The sequence below is a fragment of the Pseudobacillus badius genome, from assembly GCF_002189605.1.
Classification (GTDB): domain Bacteria; phylum Bacillota; class Bacilli; order Bacillales; family Domibacillaceae; genus Pseudobacillus; species Pseudobacillus badius.
Genome location: NZ_MWMM01000004.1, coordinates 292981 through 313583, shown reverse-complemented (window position 1 = coordinate 313583; position 20603 = coordinate 292981). Strand labels below are relative to the sequence as shown.

19 protein-coding genes are annotated in these 20603 nt (G+C 44.4%); 17 read left to right on the top strand and 2 right to left on the bottom strand.

Translation table 11 applies throughout. From position 1 onward, the window contains the following. Positions 1-204 precede the first annotated feature (204 nt). From nosD to B1A98_RS10520, 4 genes are read left to right on the top strand one after another with little or no spacing between them, the layout of a single operon-like run. Positions 205-1512 (top strand): nitrous oxide reductase family maturation protein NosD, encoded by a 1308-nt coding sequence (gene nosD / locus B1A98_RS10535; protein ID WP_063384892.1) that lies wholly within the window; start codon positions 205-207, stop codon positions 1510-1512. Next, the gene (locus B1A98_RS10530) at positions 1509-1964 is read left to right on the top strand and encodes a nitrous oxide reductase accessory protein NosL (RefSeq protein ID WP_063384893.1); all 456 of its coding nucleotides are present in this window, start codon (positions 1509-1511) and stop codon (positions 1962-1964) included. The genes nosD and B1A98_RS10530 overlap by 4 nt, the downstream gene beginning before the upstream one ends. Then, on the top strand, positions 1961-2779 hold the full coding sequence (locus B1A98_RS10525; protein ID WP_063384894.1) for an ABC transporter permease: 819 nt from the start codon (positions 1961-1963) through the stop codon (positions 2777-2779). The genes B1A98_RS10530 and B1A98_RS10525 overlap by 4 nt, the downstream gene beginning before the upstream one ends. Beyond that, complete coding sequence (locus B1A98_RS10520) at positions 2776-3474, top strand: ABC transporter ATP-binding protein (protein WP_063384895.1); 699 nt, start codon at positions 2776-2778, stop codon at positions 3472-3474. The genes B1A98_RS10525 and B1A98_RS10520 overlap by 4 nt, the downstream gene beginning before the upstream one ends. A 39-nt stretch (positions 3475-3513) precedes the next feature. Here B1A98_RS10520 and B1A98_RS10515 read toward each other — a convergent pair whose 3' ends face one another. Beyond that, positions 3514-4158: a nitrous oxide reductase accessory protein NosL gene (locus B1A98_RS10515; RefSeq protein WP_063384896.1), complete on the bottom strand. Its 645-nt coding sequence runs from the start codon at positions 4156-4158 to the stop codon at positions 3514-3516. A 325-nt stretch (positions 4159-4483) separates the two neighbouring features. Between B1A98_RS10515 and B1A98_RS10510 the strand changes: the two genes are divergently transcribed. Genes B1A98_RS10510 through thrB form a run of 3 tightly spaced genes read left to right on the top strand, consistent with a single transcriptional unit; the run spans position 4484 to position 7733 of the window. Continuing rightward, positions 4484-5788, top strand: coding sequence for a homoserine dehydrogenase (locus B1A98_RS10510; protein ID WP_041095857.1), 1305 nt, complete (start codon positions 4484-4486; stop codon positions 5786-5788). Further along, positions 5785-6846: a threonine synthase gene (gene thrC, locus B1A98_RS10505; protein WP_041095858.1), complete on the top strand. Its 1062-nt coding sequence runs from the start codon at positions 5785-5787 to the stop codon at positions 6844-6846. Before B1A98_RS10510 ends, thrC begins: the two co-directional genes overlap by 4 nt. Beyond that, a complete protein-coding gene (gene thrB, locus B1A98_RS10500; protein WP_063384897.1) occupies positions 6843-7733 on the top strand; it encodes a homoserine kinase in 891 nt (296 codons plus the stop codon). The genes thrC and thrB overlap by 4 nt, the downstream gene beginning before the upstream one ends. An 86-nt stretch (positions 7734-7819) precedes the next feature. On the opposite strand, the gene B1A98_RS10495 is transcribed toward thrB, so the two are convergent. Next, complete coding sequence (locus B1A98_RS10495) at positions 7820-9088, bottom strand: MFS transporter (RefSeq protein WP_063384898.1); 1269 nt, start codon at positions 9086-9088, stop codon at positions 7820-7822. A gap of 155 nt (positions 9089-9243) precedes the next feature. On the opposite strand from B1A98_RS10495, the gene B1A98_RS10490 reads away from it, so the two are divergent. The 10 genes from B1A98_RS10490 (at position 9244) to B1A98_RS10445 (ending at position 20541) form a co-directional block, all read left to right on the top strand. After that, positions 9244-11322: a helix-turn-helix domain-containing protein gene (locus B1A98_RS10490; protein WP_082821740.1), complete on the top strand. Its 2079-nt coding sequence runs from the start codon at positions 9244-9246 to the stop codon at positions 11320-11322. A gap of 189 nt (positions 11323-11511) precedes the next feature. Then, positions 11512-11973 (top strand): MaoC family dehydratase N-terminal domain-containing protein, encoded by a 462-nt coding sequence (locus B1A98_RS10485; RefSeq protein ID WP_063384900.1) that lies wholly within the window; start codon positions 11512-11514, stop codon positions 11971-11973. 2 nt (positions 11974-11975) lie between these two features. Next, positions 11976-12392 (top strand): MaoC/PaaZ C-terminal domain-containing protein, encoded by a 417-nt coding sequence (locus B1A98_RS10480; protein WP_063384901.1) that lies wholly within the window; start codon positions 11976-11978, stop codon positions 12390-12392. Positions 12393-12417: 25 nt separating this feature from the next. Beyond that, positions 12418-13581 (top strand): thiolase C-terminal domain-containing protein, encoded by a 1164-nt coding sequence (locus B1A98_RS10475; protein WP_063384902.1) that lies wholly within the window; start codon positions 12418-12420, stop codon positions 13579-13581. A gap of 11 nt (positions 13582-13592) precedes the next feature. Beyond that, entirely contained in the window at positions 13593-14012 is a 420-nt protein-coding gene (locus tag B1A98_RS10470) for a Zn-ribbon domain-containing OB-fold protein (RefSeq protein ID WP_063384903.1), read from the top strand. A gap of 19 nt (positions 14013-14031) precedes the next feature. Then, a complete protein-coding gene (locus B1A98_RS10465; protein ID WP_063384904.1) occupies positions 14032-15225 on the top strand; it encodes an acyl-CoA dehydrogenase family protein in 1194 nt (397 codons plus the stop codon). A 20-nt stretch (positions 15226-15245) separates the two neighbouring features. After that, positions 15246-16412 (top strand): acyl-CoA dehydrogenase family protein, encoded by a 1167-nt coding sequence (locus tag B1A98_RS10460; protein ID WP_063384905.1) that lies wholly within the window; start codon positions 15246-15248, stop codon positions 16410-16412. A 24-nt stretch (positions 16413-16436) separates the two neighbouring features. Next, positions 16437-17630: an acyl-CoA dehydrogenase family protein gene (locus tag B1A98_RS10455; RefSeq protein ID WP_063384906.1), complete on the top strand. Its 1194-nt coding sequence runs from the start codon at positions 16437-16439 to the stop codon at positions 17628-17630. A 39-nt stretch (positions 17631-17669) separates the two neighbouring features. Beyond that, the gene (locus B1A98_RS10450; RefSeq protein WP_063384907.1) at positions 17670-18824 is read left to right on the top strand and encodes an acyl-CoA dehydrogenase family protein; all 1155 of its coding nucleotides are present in this window, start codon (positions 17670-17672) and stop codon (positions 18822-18824) included. After that, the gene (locus B1A98_RS10445; protein WP_205632196.1) at positions 18802-20541 is read left to right on the top strand and encodes a class I adenylate-forming enzyme family protein; all 1740 of its coding nucleotides are present in this window, start codon (positions 18802-18804) and stop codon (positions 20539-20541) included. The genes B1A98_RS10450 and B1A98_RS10445 overlap by 23 nt, the downstream gene beginning before the upstream one ends. Positions 20542-20603: the final 62 nt, after the last annotated feature.

Genomic DNA, 20603 nt, shown 5'->3' with positions numbered 1-20603 from the left:
TTGTATAAAAGGAAGTGCCGGAAGCCATGATTATCTACTTGCCCATATCAGTGATCTGCGTACAGTCAGGCAACCAGCCGGCTGAGGCAGGTGCTGATGTGGGCATTTGTTTTGATGCTTAAATGAGAAGTCATAGAAGGTTCGTTTTTATTTCTTCATTTCTTCACAATTTTTTTATAAAAAAAGAAAGAAGGAGGTGGCACAGTGAAGAAAAAAGCGGCACTGTTGGCACTGGCTTTATTCATTGTCGGCTGGCCTGGGAAGACTGGTGCGGAGCCGGCCAATTTACAAAGAACGATAGATGAAGCGCCTGCTAATAGCGAGGTTCGCTTAGCTGCAGGCACATATAAAGGCCCGCTCGTGATCGATAAACCGATTACCATTATTGGCGGGAAGGGCGTCGTTATTGATGGCCAAAAGAATGGCACTGTGATTACGGTGGAGGCGGATCATGTCAGCATCAGCGGTCTGACGATCAAGAAATCAGGAAAGGGAGCACAAGAAGCGGGCTTGCTGTTAAAGAAAGTAAAGCAGGCAAAGATAAAAAACAACCGTTTTGACAATGTTCAATATGGGATTTACATAAGAGGAGGCGGCCGGCATGTGATAACAGGCAATACTATTTCCAGTTATACCGGCCATTTTTCTACCCGGGGAAACGGCATCCATTTGCTGTCAACGAATGAAAATAAGCTGACGAACAATACAATCAAACAAGTACAGGATGGCGTATATATAGACGACTCGTCTGATAACCTGCTGAAAGGCAATCGAATCAGCGATTCCAGGTATGCCCTTCATTTTATGTTCTCTGACCAAAATCGAGCCGAGTCTAATCAGTTATCCAACAATATAACAGGGATTATGGCCATGAACTCAAGCGGTATCCAAATAGAGGGAAATCGGCTGGAGCAGCATGTCAATTACCGGGGATACGGTGTATTAATTTATGAAACAGAGGACGTTCAGCTGCTTCGCAACAAGGTGCTCTACAACCACAACGGCCTTTCTTTACAGACAGCAAAGGCGGTATTAATGGAAGAGAATGAAATAGCAGGCAACTATATCGGCATCACGACGGAGGGGGAAAACCGCGAAATTCAAATGAGGAAGAACCGAATGGAGGGGAACCTGATTCAAACGAAGCTATCGGGACAGCCCTTTTTTCTTGATGACGGACAATCCGGCAACTATTGGGACGATTATCGTTCGTATGACTTGGATGGAGATGGAATTGGAGAGGTGCCGTATAAAAGCGCAGCTGGCTATAGCCAGCTTTTGTATCGCTATCCGCATCTGCAATTTTATTTTGAAAGCCCGGCTATTCATGTGTGGCAGTCAGTTGAAAAGCTGTTTTCCTTAAAAGGAGAAGAGGATGGTACAGATCGCTACCCGTTAGTAACTAATGTCCGCAAGGAAGCCCCTTCCTACATGAGCTTGCTGTTTATATGTGGGGGTGCTGCGGGCGGGCTGCTTTATTTCATTCAACAGAGAAGGAGAAGGGAAACATGAAGCGGATACTTATTTTTTTAGTTTTCTCCGTACTTGCGCTGGCAGGCTGCGGCAAAGAACACGCCTATGAGCCGGTGGAAATTAACCCGGATATTGATGTATGTGATATATGCAACATGAGCATTGCAGCTACGCAATACGCGACGGAAGTGGTTTTAACAGATGGAACAGTAGAAACCTTTGACGATATTGGCTGCATGATCGAATACTTGAATCAAGAGGAAGAAAAAAACATCGGGGAGGCGTATGTGAGGGACGTTCAAACCGGTGATTGGGTGAAACTGAACGAAGCGCTTTTTCTTTATAATAAAAGCTACTGGACTCCCATGTCGTATGGGGTAGTATCATTTGCTGATGAAAAAAGCGCTCAGCAGTTTATGGCTGAAGAAGGAAAAGGCAAGCGAATGAATTTAGAGGATATAAGGAAGCATGATTGGGGGGCGCAGCAGTGACCGTTTGGACGATCGCTCGTCATGAAATAAAGATAGCCTTCAGGAGCAGGTGGCTGTTTATTTTTGCAGGGTTATTTGTAGTGTTATCAGGCATTGTGGTCTTTTTCAGCGGGCAGACTGCCGGAGAGTTTGCCGGATTTACCCGAACGACAGCGAGCCTTTTGAATCTTTCTTTATTCTTGCTGCCTTTACTTGCCTTATTGTCAGGGAGTTTATTAATTGCCGGCGAAAAAGAGGATGGCAGAATGGCTTTGCTTCTCACTTATCCGCTTGCGCCGCTTTCGCTGATTATTGGAAAATTTATCGGGCTTGCTATCTCGCTTGTTGCCGTTTTATCGCTCGGGTATGGAATATCGAGCTTGTTCCTCTATCAATTTGCCAGTGGAAATGGTCAATTGCTCCTTGTTTTCTACGGAATGTCGCTGCTTCTTGTTTTGATGTTCCTGTCCTTGTCTGTGTTTGTGGGCGTTCTCTCGGGAGGACGGCTGCAAGCCTTGGGCATAGGGATTTTTCTTTGGGCGTTTTTTGTGCTATTTTATGAGTTTATGATGATGGGAGCAACGATGGCAGCAAGTCCGGGATGGGTGCTGCCGATCTTGACGGTGTCCGTGTTTTTGAACCCGGTGGAGCTTATACGGGTGTTTACGGTTTTATTTATAGGGGGAGGAACCGTTTTTGGGCCATCCATCTATGACTTTACCATCTGGGCGAATAGTGCAGCCGGCGGACTGATGTTTGCGGCAGCCGCCGTCCTATGGGTCGCGGGTCCTTTGCTCGCTTCCAGCCGTCTAATGAAAAGAGGGAAAAGGTTATGATCGTGTTTGAACAGGTGTCCAAGTCTTTCCAGAAACGAAGTATTATTTATCCGCTGTCTTTTCAAGTAGCAAAAGGAGAATGCCTGGCTCTATGCGGCAGCAACGGAGCCGGCAAAAGTACCATAATTAAGATGATGACAGGGATTTACACGCCGGATTCAGGCACGATCCGGTTAAATGGAGTGGATGCGAACGGGAGAAGTGCAGCCTTTCGTTCGCAATTTTCTTACATGCCTGATGACCTTTCTTTTCCTTTGGCGCTTACAGGCAGAGAATCGCTTACATACTTTGCTGAACTGCAAAATGTGGGAGACAGCAAAGTAAGAGAACTGCTTGAACTTGTCGGGTTGACTGAGCATGCAGATCGTAAGGTAAGCACATATTCAAAAGGCATGCACCAGCGGCTGTCGTTCGCCCAAAGCTTGCTTGCTGATGCACCGATTCTTATTTTAGACGAACCGACAAACGGACTCGACCCTTATTGGGTGCATCAAGTGAAGGAAATTATTTTGGAGAAAAAGAAAGAAGGCTGTACCATTTTATTTACAACGCATATTTTAACGGTCGTGGAAGAGCTGGCCGATACACTGGCCTTTCTGCAGGATGGCCGCTTATTTGTCCATGAACGCATAGAGAAGCTGTTAGAAGGCCATTCCTCTCTTGATGAGGCATTATTTAAGGAATATAACAAATAAAAAACACCCGAGCGGGTGTTTTTTATTTGTTTTTTCATTTTATGATGAATGGCCGTGCTCGCCCTGTTCACTTTCCTCGTGACCATGATCTTGTCCGTCATGATCCATTTTTTCATCTGACATGTTCATCTTTTTCATATAGCGTTCTTTGGCGATGGCATCAATGTCTTCGATGGAGGCTGGCTTGGCTTCCGCATGGGCTTTTGTGAATTCCTGCTCGCTCGCTTCGTCTTTAAAGAAAGCATACCCATAATTCATTGGTGTTTTTACATCTGTTTTTTGGATTTTAGCTTGTTCAAACGGAATCCATTCTAATGAATTAAAGTCGCGCACGAAGCGTTCTTTCGCTGGCTTTTCGGTTTTTCTTTCATAATTCAGCATGCAGCCGACGTCATCAAAGAACAGTGTTTCACCGTCTTCGCTAGTCGCTTTCGCGGTGAATTGTCCCATTTCCTCATCCATTGTATAGACTTTCATTTCACAAAACGCGCACGTTGTTTGGTCATGAGGCTCGCCGTTTTCGTGCTTGTGTTCTTGCTCCTTAGCTGTCTGATCAGCTTGGGCCGTTTCTGTTTGCGCTTTTTTGGCGGTTGCTTTTTCTGCCTCTTCTGCTTTTTCTCCACCGGAGCAAGCTGCCAGACTTAAAGCAGCAGCTGCTGAGATAACATACATCCATTTTTTCATTGTAGTGCCCCCTAATTATTCTTTACGGAGATAGTATAAAAAATATTTGTGAGAAAAGAATGAAGAATGGGCATTTATTTTTCTGTCCATGTAGATAAACAGCAGCCGGGGAGATAGAGAAAAAGCAAAATCGCCGATCAGGCTGTTTTGCAGTAACCGCCGTTTTTTGTTATTGAAAGATGAAAAGATGTTTTATAAAATTTAGAAAAGCGGCAAGAATTTTATTTTACTAGCATAATAGGTTGTAATAAGGAAAGGAAGCATATATAATGTCTACTATATAAAAACAAATGTACACTACAAATGAACACGGGAGTGAGGAATTGTGAAAGACAACGTTAAAGTAGGTTTATTAGGGTTAGGCACAGTTGGTACAGGAGTGGTAAAGATGATTCAAAATCATCAGGAACAGCTGGTTCACCAAGTAGGATGCCCGGTATCAATTAAAAAAGTCCTAGTGAAGAATCCGGACAAAGTCCGAGATGTCGAACTCGACAGCAGCCTCCTCACTACAGATCCATATGACGTCATCAATGATCCGGAAATTGATGTGATTGTTGAAGTCATCGGCGGAATTGAAGAAACACGGAAATACATAATAGACGCCTTAAATTCGAAAAAACAAGTTGTTACTGCAAATAAGGATTTAATTGCCCTTCATGGTTCAGAGTTGCAAAAAATCGCTGCTGAAAATGGCTGTGACCTATTCTATGAGGCAAGTGTAGCAGGCGGAATTCCGATTATTAAAGGCCTTGCTGATGGTCTTGCTTCTGATAAGATTCAGAAAATGATGGGAATTGTGAACGGGACAACAAACTATATTTTGACGAAGATGACAAAAGACGGACTTTCTTATGAAACAGCTTTAAAAGATGCCCAGGACTTAGGATTTGCTGAAGCAGATCCGACATCTGATGTGGAGGGCTTAGATGCCGCACGCAAAATGGCTATCCTTGCGCGACTTGCTTTCTCAATGGATATTGAACTCGATGATGTATCTGTCAGCGGCATTTCGAGCGTGACAAAGGACGATTTGAAATACGGCAGCATGCTCGGCTACACAATGAAGCTGATTGGCTATGCTGACCAGGAGAATGATCGTGCGGAAGTAAGCGTTCAGCCGACATTTTTGGAAAACGATCACCCGCTTGCCTCGGTCCATGATGAATATAATGCCGTTTATGTGTATGGGGAAGCCGTTGGTGAAACAATGTTCTACGGTCCGGGAGCAGGCAGCTTGCCGACTGCTACTTCGATTGTCAGTGATGTTTTAGCGGTTGTCAAAAACATGCGTTTAGGCGTAAATGGCCGCAGTGCCCTGGCGCCGCAATTTGACCGCCAATTGAAAGCTGCAAATGAGCGCTTCGCCAAATACTTTATCCGCTTGCACGTCCGTGATGAGGTTGGGGCTTTTTCTGAGCTGACGAAACTATTTTCCAGCCATTCGATCAGCTTTGAAAAAATTCTTCAGCTGCCGCTTGAAGAAGAGGGAGTGGCAGAAATTGTGATTGTTACTCATAACGCATCAATGGAAAACTATCAAAATGTATTATCACAAGTAAAAGACCTCGATGTAGTCAAGGGAGTCGAAAGCTTCTATCGGGTTGAAGGAGAGGGAACAGCGAAATGAAATGGGAAGGCTTAATTAAACAATATAAAGAATTTTTGCCAGTAACGGAGAACACGCCGGAACTGTCTTTAATGGAAGGGAACACTCCGTTGATCCCGCTTCACAACTTATCCAAGAAGCTTGATATTGATCTTCATGTAAAGACAGAAGGAACCAACCCGACTGGTTCGTTTAAAGATCGCGGCATGGTAATGGCCGTAGCCAAAGCGAAAGAAGAAGGAAGCAGCACAGTCATCTGTGCTTCTACCGGCAATACGTCGGCGGCTGCAGCCGCCTATGCAGCCCGAGCCGGCATGCGCGCGATCATCGTTATTCCAGAAGGGAAAATCGCCATGGGCAAGCTTGCTCAAGCAATGATGTATGGAGCTGAGATTGTATCGATCGAAGGAAACTTTGATGATGCTTTAAAAATGGTTCGCAACATTAGTGAGCATTCACCGATTACACTTGTGAATTCGGTAAACCCGTATCGGATTGAAGGGCAAAAAACAGCTGCGTTTGAAATTTGCGACCAGCTTGGAAAAGCACCGGATGTTCTGGCGATTCCTGTTGGAAATGCCGGCAATATTACAGCATACTGGAAAGGTTTTAAAGAGTACAATGAAAAGTTCGGCACAGGTCTTCCGAAGATGCATGGCTTTGAAGCGGAAGGTGCTGCGGCCATCGTCAAAAACATGGTAATCGAACAGCCGGAAACAGTGGCTACAGCAATTCGTATTGGCAACCCGGCAAGCTGGGATAAGGCCGTAGCTGCAAGGGATGAATCCGGCGGCAAAATCGACCTTGTCACAGATGAGGAGATTCTCGCTGCATTTGAATTAATCACAAAAGAAGAAGGCATTTTCGCTGAGCCGGCTTCTTGTGCGTCCATCGCGGGCATCATTAAGCAGCGCAAATCAGGCGAAATTCCAGCTGGGGCTACAGTGGCAGCAGTGCTGACGGGCAATGGCTTGAAAGATCCGCAAACAGCGATTAATCAAATTGCGAAAAAGCCGGTGGTACTGCCGAATGAAGAAAAAGCTGTGTTTGATTTTATTGAAGGAGTGGTTCGTGCATGAGTGCACCGGTAACAATGAAGGTGCCGGCCAGCACGGCCAACCTCGGTCCTGGGTTTGATTCCCTTGGGCTTGCATTGAATTTGTATTTAACACTAGAGATTACACCTGCTGCTGAATGGCATTTTGAGCATCGTTCGCCGATGCTGGAAGGGTTGCCAAATGATAAGTCGCACCTTGTGTATCAGGCGGCGGAAAAAACGGCGGCTGCTTATGGCGGTACTTTGCCGCCTTTGCATATTATCATGGCCAGCGATATTCCGCTGGCCCGCGGGCTCGGCAGCAGCGCAGCAGCGATTGCCGCCGGCATTGAACTGGCGGACCGGTATGCGGATCTCCAGCTTTCTGATGAGGACAAGTTGAAAATCGGCAATCAGATGGAGGGCCACCCTGATAATATTGGCGCGGCTTTATTTGGCGGGATGGTGGCAGGCGTCTCGTTCGGTGAAGAAGCGGAGATTGTCCAGCTTCCCGTTCCGGCTGTAGAGGCAGTTGTTCTGATTCCGCCTTATGAAGTAAAGACAAGTGATGCCCGCAGCGTTCTTCCGGAAAGCTTTACAAGGCAGCAAGCAGTTGAAGCAAGTGCTGTAGCCAATGTCTTGCTGGCGGCTTTATCGGCCGGCAATTATGAACTTGCCGGGAAGCTGATGGAAAAGGACCAATTTCACGAACCGTATCGGCTAAAGCTGATTAAAGAATTGGAAGAAGCAAGAAGCATTGCAAAAACTGCAGGAGCTTACGCTACCGTTATCAGCGGCGCAGGGCCGACTATTTTGACGTTCGCCCCGAAAGGAAAAGGTGCTGATGTTATGTGCTTATTCCGTGACCGATTCACAGATTGCGATGTGAAGCAACTGGATTTTCATATCGGCAAAGTGCAGTGTCAATAAAAACAGTCTAATAAAAGTCCATCCCCGCAGTAGTTCTGCGGGGGTTTTTTGCATAAGCCTCAATAGTGCCCTTGACATATACGGACTCATTGTTTAGCTAGCACTTCTCCAGTCTCTGCCAAGAAAATAACATCTTTATTAAAGTGAAGTGTCAGAAAAGAAAGGCAACATAGGAGTCCGCAGATCACAAGTAACCAGACAACAAGGGAAAATGAACCGCCAGAGGCATCAACAATAAAACCGATAGAGAGCGGTGCTATAAAGCCGGAGAGTTGCCCTCCAAAGTTTACCATGCCTACCGCTGATCCTCCTACAGATTCAGGCAGCCATTTCAACGGCAGTGCATTCACCAAAATAGTGATTGTTGTCATAAAAAATGGTAAAATCGATTGATAGATGATAAACATTGTGACGTTGGATGCATTAAACATCAAATAGACAAATACAGCGAGCCCTACGCCACAAACAGCACCGTACCATTTCTCGCTGCCGGCATGCATTTTGTCTATTAAATATCCACTCATTAGCATGAAAATGATACTGGTAGCAGCAGGAATCATTTGCAGCATCCCTAAAGAAAGCAAATCAAGCCCCCGTTCCTTTATTAGATAAGTCGGCAGCCATGAAGCGGTCCCCCAGTTGATGAAAAACATAGAGAAAGAAGCAATCATCAGGCTCCACATTACGGGTGTTCTAAAAAGTAATTTGACCGTTCCTTTTGAGATAGCGGGATTTACGTCCTCCTTTAACGGAAGATGTGGTTCCAGATAGGGGCCGCTTACAAACTTTGGCTTTAAAAAATGCCAGAACAATATTGCCATCACCACACCGGAGATTCCGATATAAATAAACATCGTTCTCCAGCCGATAGTTCCGATTAAGCTGGCAGCAATAATGGGTGTAACCAAACCAGCCAAAGCAGCTGCTGAAAGGAGAACGGACATAGCCTGTGAGCGGCTTTTCTTAGGAAATGAAAGCGCAATCATTTTGGCGCTTGCTGGAATAAAACCGCCTTCTCCCATGCCAAATACAAAGCGGATAGCAATAAGTATAACAAGGGACCAGGCAACTCCGGTCAGTCCGGTAAAAATAGACCAAACAGTAATAGAGGAAACGAGGACAATGCGCGCGCCGAATCGGTCAGCAAGCCAACCGCCGGGAATTTGCATCAATGCATAGCCGGCAAAAAAGGCACTCAGAATGACTCCCATAGCTGAAGCATCCAGTTTCAAATCTTCTGAAATCGGCAAGACGGCATAGTTAATAAAGAAGCGATCCATGCTGGCTAACGTATAACCAAGTACTAGAAAAAACAAAATCGATTTTCGGTTACTGGCGATAACATTCTTTTGCATAATAAGTATAGCCCCCTTGTATTTATGATCACTCTTCTTATTGACTGAATTTTATGAAAAAATTACGATATATACAATAGAGGTTATCCTATTAAACAGGCTTTATTTATGTCTATTGTTCTACGCGTTTCTTTTAAACAATAAACAGGGGGGATATGATGTATAATCAGGTGCTGTTTGAATCCTTTTTGACAAAGTGGGGCATAGCCGGAGTATATGATTTGTGGATAAAAATTCCTCACGCCTCTTCATGGGTCTGTGAAGGGGGAACGACAGCAGAAAAAGAAGAAGAAGCACCGCCAGCTATTCTAACAGTTGAACCGGCTGCGCACCAATGTTGGAACGGATGTACCTATCTATATTTCAGCTATCCGGGAGGCTATCAAATCTGTGTGCGTTTTTTTGAAGAAAAGTTCCTGGAAGAAGACATTCTTCAATTGATATTTCATCTTCTTTATCCTTGTTATGCTGAATATGCCCTCAAAACCGGAGAGTACAAGTTGAATAAAATGATCGACAGTATTGTCAATACTACCTCCTCTCTTGATTTAGAAGAACTGTTTGCCAGTATACTATCTAATACAATGGATGTTATTCCTAATGCCGATCTGGGTACGCTTTGGCTATATGATCATGCAGCCAACCGTCTCGTATGTAAAGCATCGTCAGGAAAGTTAATGCAAGGCATTTGGAATATGAAGTTCAAAATAGGCGAGGGAGTTATCGGCCAAACATTTAAAATGGCTGAACCTAAATTGTTCCATGATTTAACGGAATTGGGAGAAGGAGAAATGGAAAAAGTATCAGAGGAAAATAGGCGATATTGGGATTGGTCTTATGACTTTACAAGGCATGTAAATACTATGCTGGCAGCTCCGATTGATGTAAACGGACAAACAAAATGTGTCATGATCTTATGCCAGATTAAAACACAACATCCCCTTACTGAAGAGGATTTACATTTACTCAGGGGGTTTTCTCCACAAATCGGGATTGCTATGAGGAATGCCCAACTGTTTACAGATTTAAAAAAGCAAAATGACTTATTAGTAAAAAGGGATCACATTCATGCGACATTAACAAAATTGTCGATGCAAAGCATGGGTGTGAACAAGGTCATTCGCGAATTAAATAAAATGATCGGCTTTCCCCTATTGTTTGTTGACTTGCTGGAAAACGAGTGCATACCTAAGGCGAAACAGCTGCCCGACAATATTGCTTTTAAAGACCTGGAGAACTATTTATCTTCTCTCACAGAGGAATCCTATTATGACATTGTTAAATCAGAAAGCACATGGCATTACCTTTATCCGATCCGTTCAGGCAGCATTATCTTGGGATGCCTCATTATTGCGGCGGAAAAACCGCTCACCCAACTTGATCACGTGGCTTTAGAGCAAGGGAATTCAGTGCTTGCACTGGAACTTGTCAAAAAGCAAAACCTTGTTGAGTTTTATTATAAAAAGAAAAGAGAATTATTCAGCGCGCTATTGCAAACGAAAGATTCTTCTGTCCGGCTTGAAAAAGCAAGAGAACTCGGTTTGGAGAGAGAAGTTGATTATGTGGCAGTAGCCTTTCAATTTTCCGCTTATATCGATCCTGAAAAGCTGGAAGCGCATGTCCGCCGTTTAATCGCCCAATTGAAGAAAGAGCTTGCTCCGTATATTCAAATGTTATACGGTTACCACAACGAAGTCACACTTCTTGCCAGCTTATCATCAAGTGAGCAATTTACCCATTTAAAAAAACAATTGAATGAAGTAGTCAAGCAGTGGCAGCAATCAAAAGAGGTTGTCTTAAGCGGAGGCATTGGTTCTGTATACACAGGAATTGAGATGGTTGAAAAAACGTATAAAGAAGCGAAGATAGCCCAGTCATATTTCGTTTCGAGAAAGGTGACTGGTTGCATTGAATACTCTTCGATTGGTGTGAACCGCCTTTTTGTGAACCAGAATATAGAGGAAATGCAACGTTTTTTAGAAGATGTATTTATGCCCTTGAATACATCAAATGGTCTAAACAATACACTTGAACAAACGCTGATCACCTATTTTGAATCGAATCAGTCCGCTTCACAGACAGCAAAAAAATTGCATATTCACATTAATACCCTCTATCAGCGGCTGCGTAAAATAGAAGACTGCCTGCAACTTTCCTTCAATAACCCGGAGCATGTTTTGCGCCTGCAGCTGGCATGTCATTTAAAGGAGTCTTTTGGTTTAGTAGATTCCTGAAATTTTAATAGGTCTGATGATGTAAAAGTTGTTTCCACCTAATGAGTGGAAACAACTTTTTTAATAACTATTAATAGATATTTATACATAAAAAACCATATAACTATGTGAAAATATACATTGTTTTATCGTTGAATAATTTATAATATTCAAATTATAAAAGAAATTAAGCACGAAAGGAGCGGCAAAATGGAACTTGATAAAAGTGTAATTGGTTTAGCTGGAGAAGTGTTTTCTTTTAACGTCGAGCAAAGCCGTATTCGCCAATTTGCCGAAGCACTTGGTGATCATAATCCTTTATATGCCGATGAGAAATATGCCTCTGAGACGATTTATAAAGGTATTATTGCCCCTCCGACCTTCCCTGTTGTCATAGGATCAGGCAGTGAAGGGAGTTTTCCGATCAAGCTGGATGAGAAGCGAATGCTGCATGGGGAGCAGGAATTTATTTATTACAGGCCGATTCGCCCGGGTGACCGGTTATTTTGTCAAATGAAAATTCGTGATCTGTATGAGCGTGAAGGCAAAAATGGCAAAATGCAATGTTTGATCGTTGATACTGAAGTGAAAGACGAAGAAAGTAAAATGGTGGTTATAAGCCGCTTAAACATTATCTACCGGAGCTTGCCGGCTGAGGAGGGGGTCTCTTAAATATGCTTGTATATACATCTCTTAAAAAAGGACAACAGCTTGCTCCCCTGGTAAAGCCTCCTGTTACAAAGATGCAGCTCGCAAAGTATGCAGAAGCGTCTGGTGATTTTAACCCGCTGCACATAGATGATGACTTCGCTCAAAGGATTGGAATGGGCGGTGTGGTTGCCCATGGCATGCTCGTTATGGGGTTCTTGGGAGAATATATGATGAGCTTGGCTGGCGATCAGGCAGAGCCTTTCAAGTTTAAAATGCGTTTTGGCAAGATCACACGGCCTGGAGACAGCCTCATATGCAAGGGAATCGTAGAAGATGTCTATGAGAGAGAAGGACAGCCGTTTGTTTCCGTGGAGCTTAGAGCAGAAAAAATAACTGGAGAAACAGTTGGTTTAGGGCAGGCGGTCTTGCGCTTTTTATAAAGATACAGTTGAAGGGGATGTGAAGATGGGAATAGTTAAAAATCGTTATGCGATTGTGGGTGTTGGCGAAAGTGAAAGGTCCAAAAATTCGGGAACAACGCCCCTTCATCTTGCGCTAAATGCTGCACGGGCAGCAATTGAGGATGCGGGAATACATGCAGGCGATATTGATGGCTTTATGAGCTACAGTGAAAATGATTCGTGTACATCCCATCAATTGGCAACCTATCTTGGGGTTCGTCCTAAGTATGTAAAGGATATTTTAGGAGGCGGCAGCAGTACAGAAATGTTAATAGCCGATGCTATCGGGTTGATTGAGACTGGAATGGTGCACACCGTTCTGATCTTTCGGGCAATGAATGGACGTTCAGGCATTCGAATGGGTGGTGGAGGATGGGATGTGAACATGCTGCAGGAGGCTCTTGATGGCGGCAGCTTTATCATTCCTTATGGGGCAGGCAGTCCAGCTCAGTGGTTTGGTTTATTTGCTACCCGCCATATGTATGAGACGAACTTAACACAAGAACACCTTGGTTATGTATGCACGAGCTTCTATGAACATGCACAGCGAAATCCGAAAGCCTTTTTCTACGGGCGTCCCTTAACAATGGATGAATATAAAGAGACACCTTACTTAAGTTATCCCTTTAACAAGCATGATTTTTGCCTGGAATCGGACGAAGCGAATGCTATTATAGTGACCTCGGCCGATCGGGCAAAGAGTACCAAGTCAAGACCGGTTTATATTATGGGTTTATCTGCTCGCCAATGTCATCCGCACGCTCATTATTGGTCGGATTTGTCACAGGTTGCTTCTGACTATGTGGGGAAAGTGATATATAAAGAAGCAGGTGTTACACCAGAGGATATTGATGTGGCCGCCATTTATGACTGCTATAGCTGGGTTGTGCTTCGGCAGCTGGAAGCTTATGGCTTTGCCCCTCGGGGGAAAGTAGGGCAATTTGTGGCGGAGGGAAATCTGCGGATGGGCGGGAAGCTGCCAACTAATACAGCAGGCGGCATGCTCGCTGAAGGCTATACACACGGCATGAATAACGTTCTAGAAATTGTTAGACAGCTGCGGCATGAATATAAAGATACAGAACGGCAGGTAAAAGACTGTGAAATCGGTATTTGTACCGGCTGGGCAGGACCAGATATTGCCGGAGCAATGATTCTGAGAAACTAGGAGGTGCCAAGATGGGATATGAAAAGCCAATGCCGGTGAAAACGATCGATAACAGTCCTTATTGGAATGGAGCAGATCAACATGAACTGGTCTTGCAAAAATGTAAGCGTTGCCAATCTTATGCGCATCCTCCTGGACCGGCATGTGCCTCGTGCGGAAACCTGGAATTGGAGTGGGAGAACTTAGGAAGCGAGATCACAGGAAAGGTCTTTTCTTATGTTGTTTCTTACCGGCCGTTTCTGCCGGGTTTCCAGGCGGACCTGCCGCTTATTATTGCGCAAGTGACACTTGATTGTGCACCTGAAGTCAAAATTATTGGAAATATTCTAAAGTGCGGTCCTCAAGAAGTTCAAATTGGACTGCCTGTCAAAATGATCTGGGAAGATATTACTGAAGGTCGGGCACTTCCACAATGGGAACAAATTAGTTGAAGAAAGGAAGTGGAAGACAATGGATTTCAAATTTACGCAAAAAGAGGAAGCATTTCGCCGCGAGTTAAGGAGCTGGCTGCAGGAGAATTTACCGCCAGGCTGGCTTGATGGCAAGAAAAGGTTACCGAAAGATGATAAGGAGTATGCAGACTTTCTTAGAGACTGGCAAAGAAAGCTATATGATGGCGGCTGGGCTGCCATTGCCTGGCCTGAAAAGTATGGTGGCCGAGATGCTACGATAATGGAAGAAATTGTATATCAGCAGGAGATGGTCTATGCAGATGCTCCGCCACTCATTAATTATGTAGGTATTCATATGGTTGGCCCGACGCTCATGCAAATTGGCACGGAGGAGCAGAGAGAACGGTACGTCAAGAAAATACTCACGGGCGAGGAGGTTTGGTGCCAAGGTTATTCGGAACCGAATGCCGGCTCGGATTTAGCAGCGATCCAGACAAGCGCCGTATGTGTTGGAGACCGTTGGCTGATTAACGGACAAAAGGTATGGACCAGCTTTGGACATCTAGCCGATAAATGTTTTTTGCTGGCGAGAACCGGACAATTTGATAAAAAGCATAAAGGCATTACGGTTTTCCTTATGGATATGCATCAACCAGGAGTTGAAACTCGGCCAATTGTACAAATGGATGGTCAGCAAGAGTTTAATGAAGTCTACTTAACGGATGCAGTAGCGCATGATAACGACATTGTCGGCAAAGTCCATGAAGGGTGGGGAGTAACAATTGCTCTGCTGATGCACGAAAGAACTGGCATTGGAGGGCAAGTGTTTACTTTAGAAAAGCAGTTTAACGATTTAATTAAGTTGACAAAATTTTTGCAGCGAGATGATCGGCCCCTCATAAGAGACCCGCTTGTTAGACAAAGGCTGGCTGACTTTTACAGCCGAGTGCAGGGTGCACGTTTAAATTATTATCGAAATTTAACAAAAACGTTAAAAAACGGACACCCTGGAGCTGAAGGGTCAATGGATAAGTGGATGGTGAGCGAATTGACGAAGGAGATTTTTTCCTATGCTTTATCCATCCAAGGACCATCTGGGGTTTTGTGGAAGGAACATGCGCCAGTTCATTCATCTTGGCAGGAAAATTTTCTTTATTCATTTGGGATGACAATTGGCGGAGGAACAAGTGAGATGCAAAAAAATACAATTGCCGAACGGATTCTGGGGCTGCCAAAAGATATTGGCCGTTAACATCAAAGGAGGTGCGGTAAATGGATTTCTCATTGAATGAAGACCAAGAAACTTTTCGTAAATATGTGAGAAAGCACTTGGAGGATAATGAGGGGATGAAAACGGCCCGGCAATTTATACGGGGTGACAGAGAAAAGTTGAAAGTGGTAGAAGGCGGTTTATCAGAGCTTGGCTGCTACAGCATTCCTATCTCTGAAGCATATGGCGGGCTAGGATTAGGGCCGCTTGATCTAGTGCCCGTTCTTGAAGAATTTGGGCGTGTGCTATTGCCGGGACTTTATATAGAGACTTTGGCTTTAGCGGTGCCGTTGATAGATAAATATGGTTCAGAAGAGCTGAAAAACGGATTTTTGCCCGGAATAGCAGCCGGTGAAAAGACCGTTTCTATCGCCTGGCTGGAGCCGGGGAAACAATACAGTCCTGCTGATATTCAGCTATCTGCTTGCAAAGAAGAAGATTTTGTCTTAAATGGCATAAAGACCATCGTACCAGATGGGGACCAAGCAGATGCGTACATCATTCCAGTGCGCACAGCTTTTGGAAAGGGACAAGAAGGGATTTCTGTTTTATTGGTTGATCGGACCGCTGCCATAGACATAAGAGGACAAAAATGCATGGATGAAACCCGATATACTGCTGAATTAACCTTTCAAAATGTTCGCGTGCCAAAAGATCGTCTTATTGGTCCGCTGCATGGAGGGTGGGAGGTATTTCAAGAAGGATTGCTTTATTTAAATGCAGCACTTTGCTCATTTATGGTAGGCGGCATGGAGAAAATTGTGGACATGGCGGTAGACTATGCATCTATCCGTATGCAATTTGGCCAGCCGATCGGCCGTTTTCAAGCGATTAAACATAAAATTGCGGATATGAAGCTGGATTTAGAAACAGCCCGTTCCCTTAGTTACTATGCCAATTGGGTGTTAGAAGGCGAAACAGAAGATCGTAAAGCTGCTATTTATAGTGCTCGCTCGTTTATTACGGAAGCGTATATTCGAACAGCTGCCGCGAATGTCCAAATACATGGGGGAATTGGATTTACAGAAGAGCTAGATTGCCACCTATACGTGAAAAAGTCTCGTTTTTGTGAACAATATTTAGGATCTATTGAAGAGCACCGTGAAATAGTGGCATGTGCATTGGGCTGGCAATTGGATGACTTGCCTGCTAAACCGGTTGAAACATGAAACAAATTGGAGGAGGGATGGCCAATGGATTTCTCATTTTCCCCGCAAGAGGAACAGTTTCGTAACGAATTGGTCGAATGGTTAGCAGAAAATTTGCCGGAAGGCTGGCTTGCAGGCAAGCGCGTACTTCCTGAAGAAGATAAAGAAAAAGCTGTATTTTTAAGAGATTGGCAGCGGACGCTCTATGAAGGAGGATGGGCTGGTATTCACTGGCCGAGAGAATACGGCGGACGCGGAGCTACCTTAATGGAAGAAGTGATTTATCAGCAGGAAATGGCTCGTGTAAAAGCGCCTCCTGTTATTAACTTTATGGGGATTAATATGGTTGGCCCGACACTTATGCAGATGGGAACGGATCAACAGAAAGAACGCTATATTGACAAAATTTTAAGCGGAACAGAAATTTGGTGCCAGGGGTTCTCAGAACCTAACGCCGGTTCCGATCTTGCAGCGATCCAGACTCGCGCTGTCAAAGAGGGGGATCGCTGGGTGATTAATGGCCAAAAAGTATGGACGACTTTTGCCCATATGGCCGATAAATGTTTTTTACTTGCCCGAACTGGTCAGCCAGGAGCAAGGCATAAAGGATTAACCGCTTTTTTAATAGATATGAATCAGCCGGGGGTCGAAGTAAGACCGATATATCAAATGAATGATGACCATGACTTTAATGAAATTTTTTTAAACGATGCACTAGCCTATGATGAGGATATTGTAGGCACTGTCGATGAAGGCTGGAAAGTAGCAATGGCCCTTCTAATGCATGAACGCGTTGGTGTAGCGGGAACTATTTTTCATTTGCAAGATATGTTCGATGAACTGGTTCAGATGGCGAAAACCACAATCAGAAACGGCAGAGCCCTGATAGAGGATTCTGTTGTGCAAAAAGATCTGTCCGGCTTTTATACGCGGGTGCGTGCCGCTGTCTTGACTTATTATCGTCATTTAACAGCAACAATTAAACAAGGATATCCGGGTCCAGAAGGGTCTATTGATAAGCTTGTAAGCAGCGAACTAAGCAAGGAAATTACCAGCTATGCCATATCGCTTCTGGGACCGGCTGGTACATTGTGGAGAACCGATGCCCCATCGGCTTTTGCTTGGCAAAACCAGTATTTACAGTCCTTCGGTGCAACGATTGCCGGCGGAACGACAGAAATACAGAAAAATGTGATTGGGGAGCGTATTCTTGGATTGCCAAAGGACTTAAAAGGATAGGTTGTTCTGTTTTTGATAGAAATCCGGAGGTGAGTGAAGGTGGAGTTCTCATTTAATAAAGAACAAGAGTTGTTTCGTTCTTCTGTCAGGAAATACTTGCATTCTATTGGACAGATACAAGTAGCCCGCTCATTTAGCGAAGGCGATACAGTACCCTTTAAAAAAGCATGGCAGGGCCTTGCTGAACTAGGAGGACTGGCAATTAATATACCAGAAGAGCATGATGGAGCAGGGCTAGGACAGCTTGATCTTGCACTTATTCTTAAAGAGCTCGGACGTGTGCTGCTGCCTGGAACTTATTTAGAAACAACTTCATTTGCGGTGCCTCTTATTAACTTATTTGGTACATCGGAGCAAAAGCAAATGTACCTGCCCGATATTGCCAGTGGAACAAAAAAAGCAAGTATTGCTTGGATGGATCATGGCCGGATAGGGGACCGGCCCGAGGATATCCAGTTGAAAGCGGAGAAATGCGGGCAAACCTTCACGTTAACAGGCGTGAAAACACTTGTTCCGGATGGTGATACAGCGGACTTGCTCATTGTTCCGGTCCGCACATCTCACCAAGGACTCTCTATTTTTCTTTTAAACAAGGAAAGTCATCCATGGAAAAGCAAGGTGCTTGAGAGTGTGGATGAAACGAGAAAGCTGACAGAAGTTAGCTTAGAAGAAGTTGCAGTCACGTCCCGGCAAATGCTTGGGCCAATCGATCAAGGTTGGAGTATTCTTCAGCAGGGGCTTATTTATTTAAATGCAGCGATCGCATCAATGATGATAGGCAGCATCGAACGTGTGGTTGAAACAGCTGTTGAATATGCTAATGAGCGTGAGCAATTTGGTCAGCCGATCGGCCGTTTTCAAGGAATTAAACATAAACTGGCAGAAATGCAGATTGACTTAGAATTAGCGCAGTCACTAACTTATTACGCTAACTGGGCCATTGATTCAGGGGCAGGAGATTGCGAAATAGCGGTAGCTAGCGCTCGAGCATTTGCAACAGAAGCTTTGATTCGAACAGCAAGCCACAACATCCAGATTCATGGCGGAATCGGTTTTACTACAGAGGTTGATTGTCATCTGTACTTGAAACGAGCCCGCTCGATGGAAAATTATTTGGGAAGTATCCGGAACGCTTATGAATCCATTGCAAAAGGACTGGGGTGGTGTAAGGGTGAAGAACAGCCGGTATTTTAATCCCGATTTGCCGGAAAGCCTAACGTATCCAAATGTTCCCGTTGGAGCTATTTTAAAAGGAAGTGCTTCCCATTACAGCGATCGAACTGCCTACATCTATCAAGGGGAGGGCATGACATTCAAGACGCTTTATGAGAAATCGCTCCGTTTTGCCAATGCTTTAAGAGGTCTTGGTGTTAAAAAAGGCACGGTTGTTGCTACACATCTTCCTACTTGTCCACAGTATATTATTACTTATTACGGCATTATTCTTGCAGGGGCGATTTATTCACCAACAAACCCTGCTTTGCCAAGCGATGAATTGATTTATCAATTGAAAGATTGCGGTGCAGCCATAGTCGTCACCCATGAAAAATATGCGAATTTGTTGAAGCCAATTTTAAAGCAAACAGAGATTGACAAGGTAATTTTGACTGGTGATCAAGAAATGTTTACCACCGAATCCCCTGTCAAAGTCAGCGTATATGAAAAAGCGTGGCACAGCCTTGCTGATCTTATAAATAAAAGCAGCAAAGAAGAGATTAACACTGGCATTGATCCGGAAAAAGATATTATCCATATCGCCTATACAGGAGGAACAACCGGAAAGCCAAAAGGAGTGGTGATTACTCATGCTAATTTAATTAGCAATGTTCTGCAGTCGGCAGCCTGGTCCTCCGCTTGTCTAGCTCATGTAGAAGATGGGGCCTTAACGGTTGCTCCGGTTGAAAAAGATCCTGACAAGTATTTAGCTGAATATCCCACACTCCCAGGAACAGGTATACGAATCAGTCCAGCCCCATTATTTCATGGAGCCGGGGTAATCGGTTCCATTGTCTATCCCGTTCTTTTCGGAACCACTACTATTTTAATTGATCGCTTCGACCCGGGGCAGTTCCTTGAAGATGTAGAAAGGTACCGAGTGACAGAGCTATCCGGCGCACCGCCTATGTTTAATTTTTTACTTAGGCATCCCGATATGGAAAAACGCGATTTCTCAGCTGTTCGGATTATCAATTCAGGAGCCGCTCCGATTGTTGTTGAATTGATGAAAATGCTGCAGCAGTCTTTTCCTAATGCGTTAATCACAGAAGGGTATGGACTGACAGAAGCGACAGCGACAGCGGTATGCAGTGTATCTTTCAGGTCAGGCCGCCGCAAGCTAGGAACAGTCGGCTTGCCGGTATACGATACAGAAGTGAAGTTAATAGCACTTGATGGATCGAGCGAAGAGCCGCTGTCTCCTGGCCAGTCTGGAGAGGTATGCATCCGCGGGCCGCAAGTTACATCTGGTTATTACAACCAGCCTGAAGAGACGGAACAGACCATTCGAAATGGCTGGCTTCGGACTGGTGATATTGGGGTGTTTGATGAAGATGGCTTTTTATCAATCATCGATAGAAAGAAGGAAATGCTTATCTATAACGGCTATAACGTCTACCCGCGCAAGCTGGAAGAGCTATTGTTTGAGCATCCGGACATTGCTAATGCAGCGGTTATTGGAAAGCCTGTGCGTGACAAAGGAGAAATTCCGAAAGCATTTATTACTTTAAAGCCGGGCGCGACGGTAACAGAAGAAGAAATCATAGAGTATATTAACAGCCGTGTGATTCATTACATGAAAATAAGAGAATTAGAGCTTGTTGATGAGCTGCCGATGACAGCAGCCGGGAAGATTCTAAAGAGAGCGCTCCGCGACCGGGAAGTCGATAAAGAAAAAGAGTTAAACAATATCTAAAAAGCCTGGATTCCTACGTATAAAAATATAAGAAGAAGCGATAACCGAGGGGAGGAGAAATA

Excerpts from the sequence above, each read along its gene's own strand:
- B1A98_RS10530 (WP_063384893.1), top strand. The coding sequence starts at position 1,509 with ATGAAGCGGATACTTATTTTTTTAGTTTTCTCCGTACTTGCGCTGGCA.
- B1A98_RS10520 (WP_063384895.1), top strand. The coding sequence starts at position 2,776 with ATGATCGTGTTTGAACAGGTGTCCAAGTCTTTCCAGAAACGAAGTATT.
- B1A98_RS10515 (WP_063384896.1), bottom strand. The coding sequence starts at position 4,158 with ATGAAAAAATGGATGTATGTTATCTCAGCAGCTGCTGCTTTAAGTCTG.
- thrC (WP_041095858.1), top strand. The coding sequence starts at position 5,785 with ATGAAATGGGAAGGCTTAATTAAACAATATAAAGAATTTTTGCCAGTA.
- thrB (WP_063384897.1), top strand. The coding sequence starts at position 6,843 with ATGAGTGCACCGGTAACAATGAAGGTGCCGGCCAGCACGGCCAACCTC.
- B1A98_RS10495 (WP_063384898.1), bottom strand. The coding sequence starts at position 9,088 with ATGCAAAAGAATGTTATCGCCAGTAACCGAAAATCGATTTTGTTTTTT.
- B1A98_RS10490 (WP_082821740.1), top strand. The coding sequence starts at position 9,244 with ATGATGTATAATCAGGTGCTGTTTGAATCCTTTTTGACAAAGTGGGGC.
- B1A98_RS10485 (WP_063384900.1), top strand. The coding sequence starts at position 11,512 with ATGGAACTTGATAAAAGTGTAATTGGTTTAGCTGGAGAAGTGTTTTCT.
- B1A98_RS10480 (WP_063384901.1), top strand. The coding sequence starts at position 11,976 with ATGCTTGTATATACATCTCTTAAAAAAGGACAACAGCTTGCTCCCCTG.
- B1A98_RS10475 (WP_063384902.1), top strand. The coding sequence starts at position 12,418 with ATGGGAATAGTTAAAAATCGTTATGCGATTGTGGGTGTTGGCGAAAGT.
- B1A98_RS10470 (WP_063384903.1), top strand. The coding sequence starts at position 13,593 with ATGGGATATGAAAAGCCAATGCCGGTGAAAACGATCGATAACAGTCCT.
- B1A98_RS10465 (WP_063384904.1), top strand. The coding sequence starts at position 14,032 with ATGGATTTCAAATTTACGCAAAAAGAGGAAGCATTTCGCCGCGAGTTA.
- B1A98_RS10460 (WP_063384905.1), top strand. The coding sequence starts at position 15,246 with ATGGATTTCTCATTGAATGAAGACCAAGAAACTTTTCGTAAATATGTG.
- B1A98_RS10455 (WP_063384906.1), top strand. The coding sequence starts at position 16,437 with ATGGATTTCTCATTTTCCCCGCAAGAGGAACAGTTTCGTAACGAATTG.